The 19,201-nt window shown below is 52.2% G+C and carries 15 protein-coding genes; 6 read left to right on the top strand and 9 right to left on the bottom strand.

The features are described 5' to 3' along the window. Positions 1-6 precede the first annotated feature (6 nt). Positions 7-1,629 (bottom strand): site-specific DNA-methyltransferase, encoded by a 1,623-nt coding sequence (locus KF752_17660; GenBank protein ID MBX3423388.1) that lies wholly within the window; start codon positions 1,627-1,629, stop codon positions 7-9. An 86-nt stretch (positions 1,630-1,715) separates the two neighbouring features. On the opposite strand from KF752_17660, the gene KF752_17655 reads away from it, so the two are divergent. Both KF752_17655 and KF752_17650 read left to right on the top strand, forming a co-directional pair. Further along, on the top strand, positions 1,716-2,084 hold the full coding sequence (locus KF752_17655; GenBank protein MBX3423387.1) for a helix-turn-helix transcriptional regulator: 369 nt from the start codon (positions 1,716-1,718) through the stop codon (positions 2,082-2,084). Positions 2,085-2,108: 24 nt separating this feature from the next. Then, the gene (locus KF752_17650; protein MBX3423386.1) at positions 2,109-2,717 is read left to right on the top strand and encodes a hypothetical protein; all 609 of its coding nucleotides are present in this window, start codon (positions 2,109-2,111) and stop codon (positions 2,715-2,717) included. Positions 2,718-2,764: 47 nt separating this feature from the next. Here KF752_17650 and KF752_17645 read toward each other — a convergent pair whose 3' ends face one another. The 3 genes from KF752_17645 to KF752_17635 are packed head-to-tail and all read right to left on the bottom strand — an operon-like array spanning position 2,765 to position 5,240. Continuing rightward, entirely contained in the window at positions 2,765-3,172 is a 408-nt protein-coding gene (locus KF752_17645; protein MBX3423385.1) for a hypothetical protein, read from the bottom strand. Further along, complete coding sequence (locus KF752_17640) at positions 3,169-4,743, bottom strand: recombinase family protein (protein MBX3423384.1); 1,575 nt, start codon at positions 4,741-4,743, stop codon at positions 3,169-3,171. The genes KF752_17645 and KF752_17640 overlap by 4 nt, the downstream gene beginning before the upstream one ends. Continuing rightward, on the bottom strand, positions 4,740-5,240 hold the full coding sequence (locus KF752_17635) for a DUF2924 domain-containing protein (GenBank protein ID MBX3423383.1): 501 nt from the start codon (positions 5,238-5,240) through the stop codon (positions 4,740-4,742). The genes KF752_17640 and KF752_17635 overlap by 4 nt, the downstream gene beginning before the upstream one ends. 479 nt (positions 5,241-5,719) lie before the next feature. On the opposite strand from KF752_17635, the gene KF752_17630 reads away from it, so the two are divergent. Then, the gene (locus tag KF752_17630) at positions 5,720-6,982 is read left to right on the top strand and encodes a hypothetical protein (GenBank protein MBX3423382.1); all 1,263 of its coding nucleotides are present in this window, start codon (positions 5,720-5,722) and stop codon (positions 6,980-6,982) included. Then, positions 6,975-8,060, top strand: coding sequence for a hypothetical protein (locus tag KF752_17625; GenBank protein ID MBX3423381.1), 1,086 nt, complete (start codon positions 6,975-6,977; stop codon positions 8,058-8,060). Before KF752_17630 ends, KF752_17625 begins: the two co-directional genes overlap by 8 nt. A 165-nt stretch (positions 8,061-8,225) precedes the next feature. Here the strand turns inward: KF752_17625 and KF752_17620 are convergent, their stop codons facing one another. The 4 genes from KF752_17620 to KF752_17605 all read right to left on the bottom strand — a co-directional run bounded on the left by KF752_17620 (position 8,226) and on the right by KF752_17605 (position 14,337). Beyond that, entirely contained in the window at positions 8,226-10,154 is a 1,929-nt protein-coding gene (locus KF752_17620; protein MBX3423380.1) for a DUF3732 domain-containing protein, read from the bottom strand. Continuing rightward, positions 10,151-10,639: a hypothetical protein gene (locus tag KF752_17615; protein MBX3423379.1), complete on the bottom strand. Its 489-nt coding sequence runs from the start codon at positions 10,637-10,639 to the stop codon at positions 10,151-10,153. Before KF752_17615 ends, KF752_17620 begins: the two co-directional genes overlap by 4 nt. A 2-nt stretch (positions 10,640-10,641) precedes the next feature. Next, positions 10,642-11,847: a hypothetical protein gene (locus KF752_17610; protein MBX3423378.1), complete on the bottom strand. Its 1,206-nt coding sequence runs from the start codon at positions 11,845-11,847 to the stop codon at positions 10,642-10,644. Positions 11,848-12,693: 846 nt separating this feature from the next. Next, positions 12,694-14,337 (bottom strand): CTP synthase, encoded by a 1,644-nt coding sequence (locus tag KF752_17605; protein ID MBX3423377.1) that lies wholly within the window; start codon positions 14,335-14,337, stop codon positions 12,694-12,696. A gap of 681 nt (positions 14,338-15,018) precedes the next feature. Between KF752_17605 and KF752_17600 the strand changes: the two genes are divergently transcribed. Further along, positions 15,019-17,223 (top strand): FdhF/YdeP family oxidoreductase, encoded by a 2,205-nt coding sequence (locus KF752_17600; protein ID MBX3423376.1) that lies wholly within the window; start codon positions 15,019-15,021, stop codon positions 17,221-17,223. On the opposite strand, the gene KF752_17595 is transcribed toward KF752_17600, so the two are convergent. Continuing rightward, positions 17,189-18,019, bottom strand: a complete 831-nt coding sequence (locus KF752_17595) for an undecaprenyl-diphosphate phosphatase (GenBank protein ID MBX3423375.1) — start codon at positions 18,017-18,019, stop codon at positions 17,189-17,191. The genes KF752_17600 and KF752_17595 overlap by 35 nt on opposite strands. A gap of 165 nt (positions 18,020-18,184) precedes the next feature. Here KF752_17595 and KF752_17590 point away from each other — a divergent pair, with 165 nt between their 5' ends. Continuing rightward, entirely contained in the window at positions 18,185-19,153 is a 969-nt protein-coding gene (locus tag KF752_17590; protein MBX3423374.1) for a DUF368 domain-containing protein, read from the top strand. The last annotated feature ends 48 nt before the right edge of the window (positions 19,154-19,201 follow it).

Genomic DNA, 19,201 nt, shown 5'->3' with positions numbered 1-19,201 from the left:
GTTCTCCTAGCTTTCGCGCAATGAATAGGGGATTTGCCGAAAGACGATGTTCTCTCGAGCTAGAGTTGATTCGCTGAGTCGCGTCGCTTCACCAAAGATGACACGACTACCTTTTCCCTCTGGATGCGGAGGCAATCCAGCCAACACACTGTTGGTCAACACGTTGCCTCCAGCGGGGCGACGATCACCTAGCACGCCGTTGTAGAGTAAATAAATCGCTCGCCCCTGATGGACGCCAAGCAACGGACAGTCTTTCTTCGGGCGTTTCGGTACCGGTACGCCTGTTTCTAGTAAGTACACATAACGCGCTAGGTCCGTGAAGGGAACCTCGCCATTGATGTCACCGAATTCATCAAGCAGTGTGCGTCCAAGCTTGCAGTAGCGGAATCCAGAGCCAAGGCCATCCACGGTGACGCCTGAACTACCTTCGTAGCCTTCGCAAACTCTTTGTAGTCTTTGTCTTGTCACCGGGCTTGCGACTTGTGGCAAAACCTCAACCAAGACACATCTTCGAGTGCCCCCATCAAGCTTATTCGCTGCAACAACTGCTTGCCCTGTCGTCCCACTACCCGCAAACGAATCAAGAATGATGGAGTCTTTATCAGCAGCGATTTCTAAAACACGCTGGATTAACTGAGTCGGCTTGGGAGTAATGAAAACGTCGTCAGAGGATTCAAAATCGCAAATCGCAATGAGTTCTTTCTTTGCTGCTTGAGTATGACCGACTTCTGTGTATGGCCATAATGTTTGCGGTACACGCCCTTGCTTGACTTCGCTCAAGAATCGCTTCAACTGGGGTATGCTATTTCGATTCTGTCCCCACCATATTCTGTTGTCTGCATCAAGCTCCAATAGCTTGGGCTTTGAGATAGACCAATATCGACCTCTAGGCGGACCGTCGATTTTTCGCCCTCCTGGGCATTCTATTGAATAAGTACCCTCGCCGTAAAAATTCCTCGCAGACAAGTCGCTCGTCTTCCAAACACCACGCGGGTCATCATCTGGGTTTTTGTATGCCGCATCTTGTTCCGCTGTGCGGGAAATAAGATTCGGCACGAAAAGCTCACTCCTCTTGGCATAGACAACTATGTAGTCGTGGTCGTCTGAAAAATGTCTTGCAGAGTTCTTGGGGGAGTAGACCTTTTGCCAAATGACGGTCGCTATAAAGTTTGACTGACCAAAGATTTCGTCCATTAACCCACGTAAGTGCTGAACTTCGTTGTCGTCAATGGATACGAAAATTGAGCCATCTTCCGTCAAGAAATCTCTTAGTAGAGCAAGCCTTGGATACATCATGCACAACCACTTGTCATGGCGGCACAAGTCTTCCGCCTCCTTGCCAACGACCTGCCCGAGCCACTTTTTGATTCGCGGATCGTTAACGTTGTCGTTGTAGACCCAGTTCTCGTTGCCTGTGTTGTACGGCGGGTCGATGTAGATACACTTCACCTGTCCTCGGTAACGAGGCAACAGAGCCTTCAGCGCTTCGAGGTTGTCCCCTTCAACGAGCAGATTCTCGGCATCTGGATCTCCGAACGAAAGCTTTGGGTCGCATTCCAGCAACCGCGTAGGGATATGCCGATGATGATCAACGACAGCTTCTTTGCCGATCCAGTTGAGTGTTGGCATCCATGTTCCCTGTTGGTTTTCAAATCAAAATCTTGCCCTGCCAGCTACTAGCCAGTGAGAACGATCTCGGGTATGTTGACTAGAGAGTGCAACAATTTACCGCTTTTGGGCACTGCGAACAAGTGGCGAACAAAATGACGCTTGGACAGAGATTGCGAGAGCTTCGGAAAGCAAAGCGGCTCTCGCTGCGTGAACTGGCTTCCCGCGTGGATGTCGGCTTCACGTACCTATCGAAGATCGAGAACCACAAACTCGAAGATGGCCACAGCCCATCGGAAAAGCTGCTCCATCTGCTGGCCGTGGAGCTTGGCGGGGACGAGGAGGAGTTGCTACTGCTTGCCGAAAAGGTCCCCGAACCCATCCGTCGCCGCGTTATCGCCCGCCCCGACGCTTTCCGACGGCTCGCGGAACTCTCTGATCGAAAGCTGGATCGGGTTCTTGCCAGCCTGGACTGACCAACTTTCGGAACGAGATTCAAAATGCCAAGAGTTGCGTTTCTGACAGGCATCCCCGGAGCCGGGAAAAGTTGGATTGGAAAAGAGCTTTCATCCCGAAACCTTGCCACTCATATCAATGGTGATGAAGTGAGGCGACGGGCTGTACTCATGCTTTGTCCTGAAGTGGATTCGCGGTCAATTTGGAGCGAATCATTTTGGGACAAATTGTTTGTAAACACCGACGTACAACCCGCGATCCAGCATGCTATCGACTCGTTCGTTGCCCCAAACCTGGATCATTCCCTTCCAATTCTTTTCGACGCATTTCTGACAAGCCATGCTGGGTTTCGTTCAGCATGCACAACTGCGTTGAATTCAGCAGGTTATCTTGTGGAGGCGGTGCAGCTTTTTTGGATCGATCCGCCTTTAGCAAAGGTTGTTGAGCAATCGAATTCGAGAATCAAAAATGGCATTCGGCTTGGAGAAAGCCCGATTGACGAACGAGAAGCAGGTCGACGACGGCGAATACTTCAAAATCGATTAATTCCACCCAACATCGCAATTGGTTCTGAGGCTCCCGAAATCCTCATTGAACAAATTACGACATTCATATTGCCAGACGGACCAGCCAGCCTAAGTGCGTCACAGTAGTCGCACAAAATTGGCGTAGCCGTAGCGCCAAAAAAGAACTGGGGACGTCACTCGCGATTTTTCCACAGCTGTCGTTGGGTTCGCCAGCTAAATACCGTCGCAATGAATTGAAGTGATTTCAGCTGAATCGGCGTGCGGTCATCGCAATTCTTTTCGCCGAGAAGGAGTTCTTCCTGAATTTCGGGAGCCAACAGCCGCAAGTTCATGATCTGAGTCACGCGTGCTCTGGTCACGTGCCCGAGGCGGGCAAGGTCAGCATAGTCGGCGACGACGCCTTCCCTGATTAGATCCTCGAAGTGTATCGCAAGAGCCATGTAGCGCGAGATGCGAGGTATGCGTTCGAGCGCTGGCTTGGACTCGTCCGATGGGGCTGCCCCTTCGACGATTCGCTTCTTGGCTCCACGGCCGCGTTGCTTGATTGAGAACTGAAAGTCGACGCTTACTGGCTTGCTCATGATACGGCCTCCACGAGTTCAGGACGGTTCTCCATGGCGATCGTCTTGATACCATCGGGATGGAAGGTGATGGTCACGCGACCGGTCGCTCCGTCGTAATCGATCTGCTGTACGATCAACTGGACAATCCGCGATTGCTCGCGGACTGTGAGCGATTCCCAGATCGGCTCGAAACTGGTCAATGCGTTGACGACATCTTCGCGGGTTAGCGTTTGGGCCTGCAGCGCCGTGAGCTTCGCGCTTACGATTGTATGTCGATGCTCGGCGCGCCGAAGGCTTTCGTGCCAGTCGGCTAGCTGTTCTAGGGAGGTTGCATCTGGCGAGCCTGGCTTAATCTTGGGAGCGGCAACGCGGATGGCTTCGTTCCAGTACTCCAGCTCTTTCACAAGCTCGTCCCGTTCGGTCACAAGTGCCCCCAGTTCGCGTTCGGATTGGATCTTGGCTTGCTCCACCACCTCGTCGACGAGCGCCGCGTCGTGGCCAGCGTGGCGTATCTTGTCAACGACAAACTTTTCGATCTCGGCGGCCGGCACCGACTTGGACTTGCAGTTCTTCCAGCCGCGCTTCTGGGCCTTCATGCAAACGTAGTAACGGTAGCGTTTCGATCCGTTCTTGGTCGTGTGCGTCGGCGTCATCGAACAGTCGCAGCAAGCACATCGCAGGATTCCTTTGAGCATCGCGCCGAACTTGTTTCTCGCTTCGACACCGCCAGTTCGACCGTTGCGGCGAAGGAGCGACTGGACCTTCTGCCAGACCTCTGTAGAAATGATCGCATCATGCTCTCCTTCATTCACTTCGTCTTTGTAGCCAAGCTTGCCGATGTAGGTGACATTGGTCAGGAGCCGAAACAGCGTCGCTTTGGTAAACGGCGAGCCGCCCCGGAGCGTTCCCTTTTTCGTTTTCCATGACTTGTTGTTCCAGCCACGGCTATCGAGTTCGGCAATCGTCGCCATGATCGACTCGCGTTCCAAGTACAGATCGTAGATCGCCCTGACTCTATTGGCCTCGACCTCGTTGATTCGAAGCTTGCCGCCTTGTGGCTCGATGTCGTAGCCAAGCAGCGGCATGCCACCAGACCATTTGCCTTTGCGTCGTGCCGCAGCGATCTTGTCGCGTGTTCTCTCCGAGATCAGCTCGCGTTCGAACTGGGCAAACGACAGCAGCACGTTGAGCATCAGCCGCCCCATCGAGTTGGTCGTATTGAATTGCTGCGTTACGCTGACGAAGGCAACCTGATTGCGTTCGAAGACCTCGAGCATGCGAGCGAAGTCCATCAGCGAGCGGCTTAGTCGGTCGACCTTGTAGACGACCACGCAGTTCACCTTGCCTGCTTCGATGTCCGCCAGCAATTGCTTGAGCGCCGGACGATCCATATTGCCACCAGTGAAACCACCGTCGTCATAACGATCGGGTACGCAATGCCAGCCTTCCTGCGTTTGGCTTTTGATGTACGCTTCGGCGCATTCGCGTTGGGCATCAAGCGAGTTGAATTCCTTGTCGAGCCCTTCGTCTGTGGACTTGCGGGTGTAGATCGCACAGTTCAATTGGCGATTGATGTTGGCTTTGTTCATTTGTCACCGCCTTTTTTATTGAGCTTGAAGAAGTGGTATCCGTTGCAGTGCTGGCCCGTAATCTTCTTGGCCACAGCGCTTAGCGTCTTGTAGATCGCCCCCTCGTATTCGAAGCCGTTATCCAAAACGAGCACCACGATTTTCTCGCCTTTGTAGACTCGCTCGATCTCTGATCTCGGCGGCGGGAGACGATTGTCCTCTTCTGGCTGGACGAAACCCGTCACGGTGTCGCCCGTCGACTTCGGGGCTGGCTTGATGGCTTTGGGGGCAGTCGTACGGATGTCGGTGCCGCGAGCGAGCTCAGCGGCGCGACGCCTAGCCCGCTGTGAAATATCACCTTCGATGTTGGCCTGCATCTTCCATGCGATGCGTTTGATCAGCCACTGTTTGTTGCGTGTGTTGGTTGGCTCTCCCCACGTCTCTTCGAATTTCTCTCGCAACTGCCCAACTGTCATGCGCTGGAGCAGAGCGACCTCTTTGTCGATGTCGATTTGCATTGATTTCTCCCGGGAATACGGACTCACTGGTCGTTAACCACGTTGGTCACAGAGAGCACGCTTTCCGAAGAAACCTCAAGGCAAGCTGTTGGCAATTCTGCTGGTTCGTCGTCGATTTCTGAATCGAGGATCGCCATACGCGATTTCATTCGCACAATGCCCGCGGCCAGAATCGCAGCGATTTCCGATCGCCGAGCCGGCGCGGACAAGGAAGAAGGGGGAACAGACGAGAGCAACTCGCACCTCCATGCTCAACGCCGCTATAATTAGCGGCTCGAAGACAGACATTCGCAGCCACAACAGCCGCGTCTATCTGTAGGAATACCCGGTGCGGGTTCGAAATGACGGATTAGGGTGCAGGCGAAAAGTCATAACCATTGTTCCTAGCTGGAAAGTCGACTCCTTTTTGTGAACCCCATTACAGAAGTAGATGTCATAATGTTGCTTACAGGCTCCCCAAGTGCAGCGAGAAAAACACCATGGACCCAACTCTGATTGGTCTTCGAACGCAAGATTTTCACGAAAGCTTGAAAGTAGTCACAACTTTTGGTCCAAAAGAAGTGAAGTTCAAGAATACGCTGCTCATTGGAAAAGCCTCCAGCCTTGCCATGCACCTACGCGGATTGCTGTATATCGATCAGTACGAACAAATCGAGTACGCAGCAGCTTCACTTGGAATCAACAGCATAGAGCTGCCGGCTGTCTTGCGTGAGCTAGAGACGATTGACTTCATCCGCATCACCAAATCAGGTGAGCAGGTAAAGCGAATTGATGTAAAGGTACCAGAATTTCGATCCGGCTACTCCGAGCTTGGAAAGCGTTGGCAAGACCTTAGGCCGAACGAGCTTGAACAGGCTGGAATTGCTTCCCTTGAACACCTGCATCATGGACCAGTTGCTGTTCCTGTGTTGCAATCACAGTACTCATTGAACTCAAACGAATTTGCGATCATGAGCGATGTGATGATGTGTGGACAATTATTGGCAATTCAGACAGTTGACGGTACCCCAACCGCCTATTCTCCACTAGCGGTTGATGGCAACCCGTCTGCGTACCTCCAGTGGGCGAAAAGGTTTCCGAATGAAGTTACCGCAGCAATAGAAACACTGTCACAGTCGCAAGGGCTAGCCATGTCAGATGGTCGAATCGCCTCCAACAAGACGTTAATGGATGCGATTCAAACTGGAGTCATCATGCCAGTAACGGTTAGTGGTGCAACTGGAGCGCAACGCTTCCTCTTTGCACCACGAGGCGGACTTGCTCCAGAGGAAAAGACCATTCTGGACAAGTCGCGAGCAATCTTGTCGTGCGTCCGATATGGACAAAGCTTCTCGCAAGGGGTGGCGATAAAGTACCCACGTCGCATCCTGGAGGTGCTCAGAGACAACAAGCAGTTTAATCGCGGACATCCAGACTTGATGAGCCAGTATGGCCTTTTAGCGGAGAAGCTTATAGGGCATCCTTTCGAGGAGTCGACAAATCGCTGGAACTTTCGTATCGATGATACTGACGAAAATATGAAGGCTCTCAACATAGCAATTGAGATGCTTGAGTATGGAACCAGTTCATCTGTTTCTATAGATCTAGATGCTCAGAAAGCATTATTGTCACCGTCTCAATATCAAGGTCCAGCGTCTACTCGCCCACGAATGACCTCAGATCCGGTTGTCTCAGAGGAGACGAGAGCTGACATCATTCGGGAACTGACAAAACTGACGCGAGGGATGAACACTCATGGCTAAGACATTGGATAAGGATTTGCCGCTAAAGCTACAATTTCGCCGAATACTATTCGCGGAGGGCTACTGGTCGCCATTAGAAGTTGAGCTAAGCAACTATGAAGACCTGGGAAACACATTAAAACGCCGGTCTCTGACTGACCTTGATGTATTAGGGATTAAGTTTGACCGGCTCTTCAATCGGACCTGCGTGGTGGGCGACTGCAAGAGCGGCCGGAATGTGTCCGACGCAAATCGCCTTTTTTGGCTAAGAGGAGTGAAGGACTATTTTGGGGCAGATTTGGCGTATTACTTGAGACCAAATGTTGATTCTCATATCGCGGCGATCGCTCCGAAAATGGGATTGTGCGCATTGCCGGCATCTCACCTCGACGGCCTGGAACTGCGCCTGCGCGCGAAAGAAACGAGTGCGGCTCTCGGCGATCTCACTGATTTTGAAACGACCCTTCAGCGATGGGGCGTTGGGACGACAAAGGGCGTTTCTCCGTCCCAAGAACAACTTCAAAAGAAGCGAGTCTACTCATTTTTGTCGTATACATACTGGTACATTGAGCGATTCAGGGCGCTCATGCAGCTTGTTGGAACATTCGAGTCAGTTGCTCACGTCCTCTCTCCTGAAGACGATCGTGACGTGCTCTTGGCATTTGTTGGAGCAGAACGATTTGCACATTGTCTACTTGAGGCGGCAGCGTTTGTACATTCACATGGCCTGCAAAACATCCCAAACCACGCTCGCCTTTACTTCTACGGCGGGCCATTTGGCCTTCGTGAGAAAGAGAGAACATTCGATCTGATTCGAAAGCTAGGCGTCGTGAATGAAGACCTCGACCCACCGTGGTTGCGAGATACAATCGAGCTACTTGGAAGAATGCTTCACAATCCTAACGGCGCATGCGACGTGCTCCGCTATATTAGCGTCGCGTATGTATCCTGCGTGCTTCACAAGAAACAGGAGGTTGTGATTCCGAACACAAATGGGTCTCCTGTAGAAGCTGTCGTTTTAGCGAAGGACATTATTCTCCAATTTGCAAAAGCCACAGGCATTCGAGAATCGATTTTCGACTCAATTCGATCGATGTGAATTGCATTTTTGCAGCCTGAAAATTGGAACGTGGTCCAGTCAACTGAATAGGTATATGGGTCAGGCAAACTATTCGCTGGAATAAGCCTAATTCACAAGCCGGATCGATTTCCTGCCTCATAACTAAGCATAGAGTTGCACAGTTGAATTAATCTCAACTCTAGATTATTCGGTAACACGCGGCCAGTCAGAAGGGATCAATCGAGATTCGTTATTCCAGCGACGTTTAACGGCCGAGCTGTATCTAGCGTCATCTGCAAATAGTGCGTGTTCTAAGACGATCACTTGCAAGGATTTTTGAAGCTCCACCTCATCGAATAGAACGTCGAAGTACTGCTTCAGGTCAGAACGATCATCGTTTTTAACTTCCACTTCGCCCTGAAATTTATCTGCAGGAAAAAATGGCCTGCTCAACTGATCAAAAATGATTACGCCCGGTACAGGGCGATTGCCTTCGGCAAAAACTCGATGCAATGCCAATAGCGTAGCAACATGTCCACTCAAATAGCTTTCATCACCACCAATATCCCGCATCTGCATTAATCGTGGCCCGAGTATAAAGCGTATACTTAAGCCGCGAACATTGAAGGCAATTTGGCTATCCCGGTAGTTGGGGTCGAACGGTAGCCGTTTAAGCAACGCACTCGCATAAATCGAAACTTGGCTCTGGAGTGCATCAATCCTCTCTGCCTTTGCTTCGGGATTAGCAATCTTTACTAATTCTTCTAATTCTGATTGGAGTTTTTCAATCCCGGATCTATCAACCGCTATTCCAGCACTGAGTCGATCTTCCAAATAGTAGCTAACCCTGCCCGATACCCGCAGTCGTCGATCGTCTTGGCTAAGTCGGTCGGCAGTATCTTCGGACTCTCTTATTACCGCAGCAATTCTCGCGCGAACGATCTCCAATTGTTCGCCAATATTTCTCAGGTCCTCGCTCGTTCGCATAACGAATTTGTCAATCTTTGGTCGATCTATTTCAACATCGGCAAGTTCTCTTTTGAGTTGCGCAAGAGCAGAATCAATAGCACTTAGTTGTGCAGTCTTTTCAGAAAGTTGTGACTCGCATAGGGGACAGGATTGACTTCGCGCGTTAGGCCGGAAGAAACTCACAACATCAAGTTTCGACGTTTGGCGTTGAACTGTGCCAGAATAGTTTGTGGCTGATTCTATCGCAAAATCGGCATCGTTAAGTTGGCGGCGAAGAACGGCATACTTTTGCCGAAGTTCTTGCTCTTGCCGGTACAACTCGTTCAGCTGATCTTCCTCTCCATAGGTTGAAGGGGAATTTGTCCAGTTAGATACTGTGATTAAATTCTCAGTTATTTGGTCCTGAGAAGCATCGGATGCGACTGGTTCGATCATTTGCAATTGAGCAGCTTCTGACAACAATGAAAGCGATCGATCTCTTTCTTGTCCAATTAGCCGCTCAGCGGCGTCCGCCTTCCTAGTCTCTTTTTCGATCCGTGATTTAATTTGCTTAAGTTTTGCTTCTGCCTGCGCTGTAGACTCATCCACAGCACCCAGGAAGTATGGAAGCGAGTCCGCAATCGATATTCGCCTTTCATCGTTCGTGCCTCGTAGCAGTGTGGTTTTATTGATGATTACGTCATCGCTTTGAAACAAGTATGGAGTGGCATTGCGAAGAGAAATCCGAACACTCTCTCGATCTGTGAACGTTTCACCATCAACCTCACCCAAGTACAAGCATTGCTCAAATTGCCGGAGGCCACCATCTCGATTTGTGTTTGGCGTTATCTGGGAGGCATTTTCAGGTATTTCTATCGATGCTCCAACTGCAAAAAAAACTTCCTCGCTCGATTGCTTTGAGGGAGATGGGACGCGTCGCAGAACAAGAATCTCAGACCTTCCATTCTGCCAATGTACTCCCACCCAAGACGATGCCTCTCGAACAACTCCTGGTATATGGCACTCTGTTGAACCCAAGCAGTAATCAACTATTTCAATCAGCGAGGATTTGCCCGCGTAAGAAACACCAACCAAGATATTGACACTAGAAGGATCAAAGTCGACGGATATCCGTTCGCCATGATGGCTGTACAAATAGATGGATTTGATTTGCACCCGCGTCATGACTTGATCCCCAAGCAGGCGAATATTGTTTCTAAAGACCCAGTGTCGCCGAGCCACTTCCCAAAAGTTCGCGAGTGCAAAAACGCCTTCCCTTTTGAATCCGAAGCTGGCGTGCGTAATTTCCGCCTGAGGCCGGTTTCGTCGGTTTCGATTCGTCCGTTATTGTTAAGTTTTAGCACTTTGTACGTCACCGCAAAGAGTAGGGCTTCCCTTGAGAGCTGGGCCGATCCGTCTACGTAATACGGCAACGAAAGGATAAGCTCAGGGTTTCGACCAGTCCATGTAATGAGTCCTGTACGACTATTGGTGCCGTCAAAGGTAGATGCTAGGTCATTGGACAGTATGACAGGAAGAGGCAGCAGCATCAGTGGGAGAAGCACGCCCCTGGCATCAGATTTTTGGTAGCCCTCAACGAACGCACGCAATACAAGCGCGCAGAATGCGGGATTGGTGTGCGCAAACGTGTCAACTGATTTTGTGGCCATGGTCAAGCCTCCTTTCTGCCAAGACTAAGCAATGCTAAGTAATTTGGATGCCAGCCAACGCGTTTTTCGTCCGACAGCTGTTGGTAAGTCCCTTGAACCAAGAATTCATGCGAAAACATCGGTCGGATCGATATGCTTTCTGTGTGTGCTGTCAGATGTGACCAGTCGAGCAACTCTCTGCCACGACGCGAACATTCCTCTGCACATCGTCCTTTGCAGTCATCCTGCATTGGACCATGCCTGTCTTGCCAACGTTCAACCAACAGCGAATCAAACGCGTCGAGCTCCGTGGCAATAGCAAAATTATCATTAAGCCACTTTTCACGCTGTACTCGCACCCTCCATCTAGCGATAGCAGCCCTAGTCGTGCGAGACTCACCACCATCAACCAATTCGATTTGTTCAACCATTACGCCTGTCATCTCGGCTTTAAGATCGTCAGGCTTCAAGCGAGCAAAATCGACGGGTAACGAAAAATCAGAATGTTCGATAATCAAGTTGCCTATTTGCGATTGCAGCTCCAACTTAGAAAGCCGTCGGTCGCGTTTTCTCAGCATCGAAAGAACGACTTGGCGATCCCACCACTCAAGCAATCGTTCAACAAGTCGGGAACGGACTTCAGGCCTTACTGCGCTTCGGAGTTGTGTACTAATGGTGTTTGGGATATCTGCTGCGTTTGGAATCGAAGGCACGAGCAAGACTCGATCCAAGAACATTTGTTGCGAGTCATTCTCTAGAGCAAGCCAAGCTTCGCAGCCAGGAGCTCGTTTTTGGTAAGGAAGTGGCTTTCCAGCTTTTTTTGCTGTATCTCTTGCAATTCGGACCCGTATCGCTTCATTCGAGATAAAATCAATCACTTGTTTTGATCTGGGAATTTCCTTGGAGGTCAATTCTTGTAGCGGGCAGTCCACTCCGATTGTCGCGCAGGTCGCTAGTATCAAACTTTCGTTGGGGGATCTTGAATTGTCGCTCCAGACCTTTAGTGTCTTCCAGAAGGCATCTGTTGATATTGTTAGCGGAGAAGTTGGACATAGAGAATGCTTCAACTGGTGTAGATGTGTCATACCGTCTTCCAGCGTAACATCATCTGCAGTTTCGATGCTGACGCATGCATCATCATTTGCGTTCAACAAGAGGCTCAGTGCATACATGCCTTGGTAATAATATCCCAGCGCCGCGTCTGTAGCATTGTGATTGTTGGGGGACACTATTCGCTCCCGTCAAAACGAATGTGAGACTCGAGCATCCACATAAGAGAAAGGCTCGCCCTCGTGATCTTTTGATGCTCACATTTGAACGCCCCCTTCCGGTATCCTCGAAAAGATGTTTCGTAAGCACTTCGTGGTGCAGAAGGTTCTAGTTGTTCATCGTGGCTCGTAAACGCGTGCTCGGTCATCACAAATAATTGGGAATGCAGATTTTGGTTGCCAATACCGCCCATTCTATCGGGTGGCTTAACGTTCGTCAGTCAGCTCTTGGGAAGTTCGTTCGAATCCGTTTCATCCGGACTTCGAACGAGAACTCTGTGTTAACTCTGGAGGCCCCCGAAAAGAGAGAGTAAGAGAGTTCGGGACCGTTTTTTCGCACCGGCGGGTGCAACCTTGAAGGTTGCGTTCGAGAGTCGGAAATCTCTCTGCAAACAGAGCGCGCGGCGGTTTGGGCTGGCGAACCGCGAAAAGCGTTGGAAACCCGCGAAAAACTGGGTAGAAACGAAAAACGCCCGGCGGTCGATCTCTCGACGCCGGGCGTTAAGTCTTTTGGTCGCCAAAGTTCGAACTTTGACGAAAGCTCCTTCGGTAGGGCTCAAATCTACGACCCAGCGGTTAACAGCCGCTTGCTCTACCCGCTGAGTACTGGTTCGCCCGGAAGTCAAAGTAGACGCTGCCTGACTACCTTTTCTGCCATTCCAAAGCTCAATCTGCCTTGCAATAAATCACATCGTTGTTGAGCCTACTCAGACTTTGGGCAGCACACAAAGGCAATCAAGTCTTGATCAGAGGCTTCGGCATTCCCGTTCTGAGAACAGAGGAAGGCTCAGCAAGGCCCGGCGATGCTTACATCGGCAACAGCTGATTAGAGTCGGTTGCTTTGTTGCGGCGGGAGCGGCGGTCGATGGCAGCGTGGACGAAACTGGCAAACAGGGGGTGGGCTTGCGTGGGTTTGGATTTGAATTCAGGGTGGAATTGAACGGCTAGAAACCAGGGGTGCTCGGGCAGTTCGACAATTTCTACCAAGCTGCCATCGGGATTGGTGCCGGAAAAGCGGAAGCCGTGGGCTTCAAATCGCTGGCGATACTGGTTATTGAATTCATAGCGATGGCGATGCCGCTCCGCAATTTCAACTTGACCATAGGCGTTGCAAGCCAACGAACCGTGCAGGAGCTTGGCGGTTTGACTGCCCAAGCGCATGGTGCCGCCCAAGTGCGTTATCTCACGCTGTTCATTCAGCAGGCAGATCACCGGATGCGGGCTGTTCTTGTCGAACTCGGTGGAATGTGCGGCCTCAAGGCCCATTACGTTTCTGCCGTACTCGATCACGGCGCACTGCATGCCCAGGCAGATGCCAAAGAAGGGGATGCCCTTTTCTCGCGCGTAGCGAATCGTCGACAATTTGCCGTCAATGCCACGCTCGCCGAAGCCACCGGGAACCAAAATGGCGTCGTAGCCCGAAAGCAACACTTCGGCGCCTTCGTTTTCAATATCTTCACTTTGAATGCGGCCGATGCGAATTTGCGCGCGGTGATGAATGCCGGCGTGATCCAGCGCTTCGTAGATCGACTTGTAGGCGTCCTTGTGCTCGGCATACTTGCCAACGACGGCAATGCTGATTTCATGCTGAGGATTGCGTAGCCGATGCAGAATCTCTTTGATTGGCTCCAGGTTGGGCGTGCCGGCGGCCAGGCCCAGCCGACTGACAATCAATTCGTCCAGACCGTTGGAGACCAGGCTGAGCGGAACTTCGTAGATCGAAAAATCTTTGTCACGCTCTTCGATTACCGCCTTGGGGTCCAAGTTACAGAACAGGGCAATCTTCTCGCGCTCGTCGCGCGATAGCGATTGTTCGCAACGGCAGATCAAGATGTCTGGCTGAATACCGATCTGCCGAAGCTGGCCAACCGAGTGTTGGGTGGGCTTGGTCTTCAGTTCGCCAGCCGCCTTCAGATAGGGCACCAAAGTCAAATGGATAAACAGACAGTTTTCACGACCGGCCGCCAACGGATACTGCCGAATGGCCTCTAGGAACGGCAAGCTCTCAATGTCGCCGACGGTACCACCAATTTCAGTGATTACGACGTCGACGTCTGTCTGGCCAATTTTCCGGATGACGCTCTTAATTTCGTCGGTAATGTGCGGGATGACCTGGACGGTCTTGCCCAGGAATTGGCCTTTCCGCTCCTTCTCAATCACCGACAAATAAATCTGCCCGGTGGTGTAGTTGGAATCGCGAGTCAGCGGGGCGTTCGTGAAACGCTCGTAGTGGCCCAAATCCAAATCGGTCTCGCTACCATCATCCAGCACGTACACTTCACCGTGCTGGTAGGGGCTCATCGTTCCCGGATCGACATTGATATACGGATCCAGCTTCTGCATCCGCACGCGCAGTCCACGCGCTTCCAGCAACATGCCGATCGAAGCGCTGGTCAATCCCTTGCCGATAGAACTAACGACGCCGCCGGTTACGAAGATGTGTTTTGTCATAATCGTTGATCTTAGCTGGCAACTGCCCCACTGCAAAGCCAAACGGTGCCAAATGGCGGTAGGTTAGAATTAAACGAGGATGATCTGGGCACACTCGATGCGCACAAATGGTGGGCCGGCGCGGGGTAGAACTGGGCTGATGAGAATCACCAAAATGGACGAGCGTAGGGTAGTTATCACCACCCGAAGCGTTAGTATTGAAATTGCTTTTTGGCCAGGAATCGTGCTCGTACTCAATGAATGAAATGGTGCTCGTGCTCGAAAAGCACTGTTCGCGTAGAAGTACGAGTACCGCCAGGGGCTGAGTACGAGTACGAACAACCAGTTCATGGTGCGTTTCCTGGCCATTAATTATGAAGAGCGCAAGTTCGAAGAGCGCAAGTTCAGAGAGCGTTAGCGAGGGGCAATCAATATTCCCTCGCTAACGCTTCGGGTTACGATTTTATCAGCCCAGGGCAGAACTAATCGCAGTTCAATGCGCCATGGCGTACGCGTTTACGGCTTCCTGGCCACACTATCCCTAGTTTTGCAACTGCCCCGCATGTCCCCCCCTGAATCCACTGTCTGGTAACGGTAGCTACAAACCCCACCGTCTGGCGACGGTAGCTACTGATGGATCACTCGCCTAGAATAGCGGCTACACCGCGATGGGGCGGGATTTTGAGAATTGGACGACGATCTATGCGCAAGGTAGGCAACGGCGGTGGCTGGGCGGCCATCGGTTATTCCATCCGCAAGGCACGCCAAGCAGGCGGACTGTGGAAATTCTACAAAGCCCTGCGCAGCAAGAACGCCTGCAAGACGTGCGCTTTGGGAATGGGTGGTCAAAAGGGCGGTATGGTCAATGAGCGCGGTGCCTTTCCTGAGGTCTGTAAGAAGTCGATGCAGGCCATGGCGTCGGATATGCAGCCGGCCATTACCGCCGAATTTTGGCAGCAAAACAGCGTGGCGGAATTACAGAGCTGGTCGTCCCGACAATTAGAAATATCCGGCAGATTGATCCAGCCGGTGCTCTATACGCGCGGTGCCAGTCATTTTCGACCGGTGACCTGGCGAGAGGCCATGCAGCGAATTGAGGATGCCCTGAAATCGCTGGCTCCTGACCAAACATTCTGGTACTTCAGCGGCCGCAGCAGCAATGAGGCCGGGTTCTTGTTGCAGTTGGTAGCGCGACTGTACGGCACGAACAACGTCAATAACTGCAGCTACTATTGCCATCAGGCCAGTGGCGTTGGACTGAACAAGGCTTTGGGTACCGGCACAGCCACAGTTACGCTAGAGGATATCGAGCACTGTGATCTGGCGTTTATCATCGGAGGTAATCCGGCCAGCAATCATCCGCGTCTGTTGACGTCACTAACGCATTTGCGTCGCCGTGGCGGTCAAGTGATTTTGATCAATCCGGTGCGTGAGCTGGGTATGGTCAAATTCCGTATTCCCAGCGATGTGCGGAGCATGTTGTTCGGATCGTCCATTGCCAGCCACTATTGTCAACCACACATTGGAGGTGATTTAGCGCTGCTGACCGGCATTGCTAAGGCCGTTGTCCAGTGTGGAGCTGCCGACGAGGCGTTCATCGCCAATCACACCAGCGGAGGTGCGAATTTTGTGCAGCACTTACAAGGGCTGCGCTGGAGTGACTTGGAGCAGCGCAGTGGAGTAACGCAGGCAGAAATGCGTCGAATTGCCGAATTGTACGCGCAGTCCCGCGCCGCTATCTTTGGCTGGACGATGGGCATTACGCACCATGTGCATGGAGTCGAAAACGTCGAGGCCATTGTCAATCTGGCGTTGCTGCGCGGCATGGTAGGGCGGTCTGGTGCTGGGCTGATGCCTATTCGCGGTCACTCCAACGTTCAAGGAATGGGATCTGTCGGCGTCACTCCCAAGTTGAAAGACGCAATCTTCAATAATCTCCAGCAGCACTATCAATTGCCGTTGCCCACCTCGCCAGGCATGGACACGATGGCCTGCATGGAGGCCGCTCACTCAGGTCAAACGCAGGCGGCCATTTGCTTAGGCGGCAATCTGTACGGATCGAACCCAGACGCTGCTTATGCCAAGCAGGCGCTGGGGCAATTGCGATTGCTGGCTACGCTCAGCACGACACTCAACACGGGCCATGTACATGCCTTGGCGGATCAGACGTTGATTCTGCCCGTGCTGCCGCGCGATGAAGAGCCGCAGCCGACTACGCAAGAGTCGATGTTCAACTTTGTGCGTCTGAGCGATGGTGGACCAGTGCGCTATCCCGGACCGCGCAGCGAAATTCAGGTAGTGGCCGAGTTGGGTCAGCGACTGGTGGGAGATAGTGCGGCGATCCAGTGGACCGACATGCAGCAGTCCGACACGATTCGGCAGTGGATCGGACAGGTTGTGCCTGGCTACCAAGCCATCGGGTCGATCGGGCAGACCAAGCAAGAATTTCAGATTACCGGTCGGATTTTACATCAACCGCGTTTTTCGACCCCAGACGGAAGAGCAATTTTTCATTCGCATCCCATCCCCGAACTGGCCGCCATCGGTGTCGATCAACTGCGCTTGATGACGGTGCGCAGCGAAGGTCAGTTCAACACCGTCGTGTACGAAGAGGAAGATTTGTATCGCGGTCAAGAGCGCCGAGATCTGATCTTGATTCATCCCGACGACCTGCGGCGGCTGAATCTGCAGCCGGACCAACCTGTCGAGATCACCAGCAGCGTGGGCCGAATCGCTGGCTACCTGGCGCGGTCCTATGACGACATTCGTCCCGGCAATGCGCTGATGTACTACCCGGAAGCCAATGTGTTGGTGCCCCGCACTCTCGATCCGCAATCCAAGACACCGGCCTTCAAATGCGTGATCGTGACGGTCAAGCCAGCCACAGCAGCACCGCTGAACCGATAACCAATCGGTAAACGGCAAAGGGCGCAAAGCCGTGGCGATTGACCCATGACATGAACCAGGCAATTACCGCCCAGCCCACCAAGAAACTGACTACAAAACCGTTGCCCAGAATCAGCCACTGGTCCGTCGTGATAGTCGTGATGCTCTTGAGTACAAATTGCAGCAGTTTGAAACCGGTCGCGGCCAGCATGACTGGTAGCGATAAGAAGAAGCTGAATTCAAGTGCTGCGGGGCGTGAGAGCCCCATCACCTGTCCGCCGGCAATCGTGGACATGCTACGGCTGACGCCCGGAAAGGCCGCCGCTAAAATCTGCGTGCAACCAATGACCAGCGCTTGAGGGACGGTAATATCGTCCATGTGATGCGTGGTGGCACGCTGGCTGAAGGTGCGATCGATCCACAACATCAAAACGCCACCAATGATCAGAGCCGCTCCGATGACGTGGAAGTTCTCCAAATTATCGCCGATGTACTTATCCAACAGGAAGCAAGGAATGGCTGTGACGACAAAACTGAGTGTCACCAAAGACAGCGGATGATTCCACCATTTGCGCTGTCCAGATCGTCCGCCCGGAAAGTGCCGCAGAAAATCCAGAATGCGATAACGAAAATAGACCACTACCGCCAGAACAGCGCCAAGCTGGATTACGATCGCGAACATCTTCCAGTAGCTGTCTTCCAGCGATATGTTCAGCAGCTCTTGGCAAATGCGGATATGGGCCGTGGAACTGACTGGTAGAAATTCTGTCAATCCTTCGACAATTCCTATAATCAAAGCTTTTAAGTGATCTGACACGGCAGGGCTCGAACAGGTTATGCTAGTGGGGCCACGCGCTGGCGAGCGTAGCTACAAAAAATTTGCCGCGATGATTATGCGAATCATGATAGCGGCTAGCTAAAGGTAACCCCGGCCAGCCAGTTCGATGGAGTCAACCTCGCTCACATTCACGAAGTTCAGTCGATGCCTGATAGTCATAACGGTTATGCCAATGATGCAATCAATTGGCTGCGCGGGCTGTGCATGGGCGCAGCCGACATCATTCCTGGGGTGTCCGGTGGAACCGTAGCGCTGATTTTGGGTCACTACGAACGGTTGGTAGGTGCCATAGCGCGTGTGGATGGTCAGTTTTTCAAGCTGTTGACCAGCGGTCGGTGGCTGGCGGCCCTACAGCACATCGACTTTCGTTTTTTGGCTGGACTTGGTGCCGGTGTTGCCACAGGAATTATTGGCCTGGCGTCGTTGATGCACCATTTGTTGACGCATCATCAAGCTTACGTGTTTGCACTATTCGCAGGCATGATCCTGGCATCCAGTCATCTTGTGGCTCGACGTCTGAAACGGTGGCAGCCAATGCACGTCGGCCTGTTGCTGATCGGCGCTGTTGTCGCATGGCAAATCTGTTTGCTGAGTCCCTTGCACGGCACGCTAACTCCACTGACAGCGTTTTTGTCGGCTACTGTCGCCATTTGCGCCATGATCTTGCCAGGGATTAGCGGGGCGTTCGTCTTGCTGTTGCTGGGAATGTACCACCCTATTACGGAGTTGCTGCGGGGATTGCCCAAGGGTGAGTTTACCGTAGAAGGGTTACAGATCATCGCCTGCTTTGTGACCGGATGTGCGGTAGGTCTGATATCGTTTAGCCGCCTACTGCGGTGGTTGTTCAGTCAACGTCACGACGCGACCATGGCGTTCCTGGTCGGGCTGATGTTAGGTTCCTTGTACAAAATTTGGCCGTTTCAGCAGCCGACCGCTGAGACCGCAGCGCTGCCGTTCAAGCAGCAGCAGTTTGAAATGCTGTGGCCAAGCGAAAGTTCAGTCAATGTGCTACTGGTGATTGTATTGACTGCCGTAGGCATGTTCCTGACGCTGTCGATGGAGTTTATCGGTGATCGGTTGAGTTCAGCCTCATCAACCACGGTGGGCGACTGACCTGTTTAGTCGCCACTACAAGATTCTATTCGTAGATGAAGCAGGCGT

The sequence above is a fragment of the Pirellulaceae bacterium genome (assembly GCA_019636385.1).
In the GTDB taxonomy this organism is placed as follows: Bacteria; Planctomycetota; Planctomycetia; order Pirellulales; family Pirellulaceae; genus Aureliella.
Note: the sequence above shows the minus strand (reverse complement) of the source record. Positions and strands in the feature narration are given on the sequence as shown.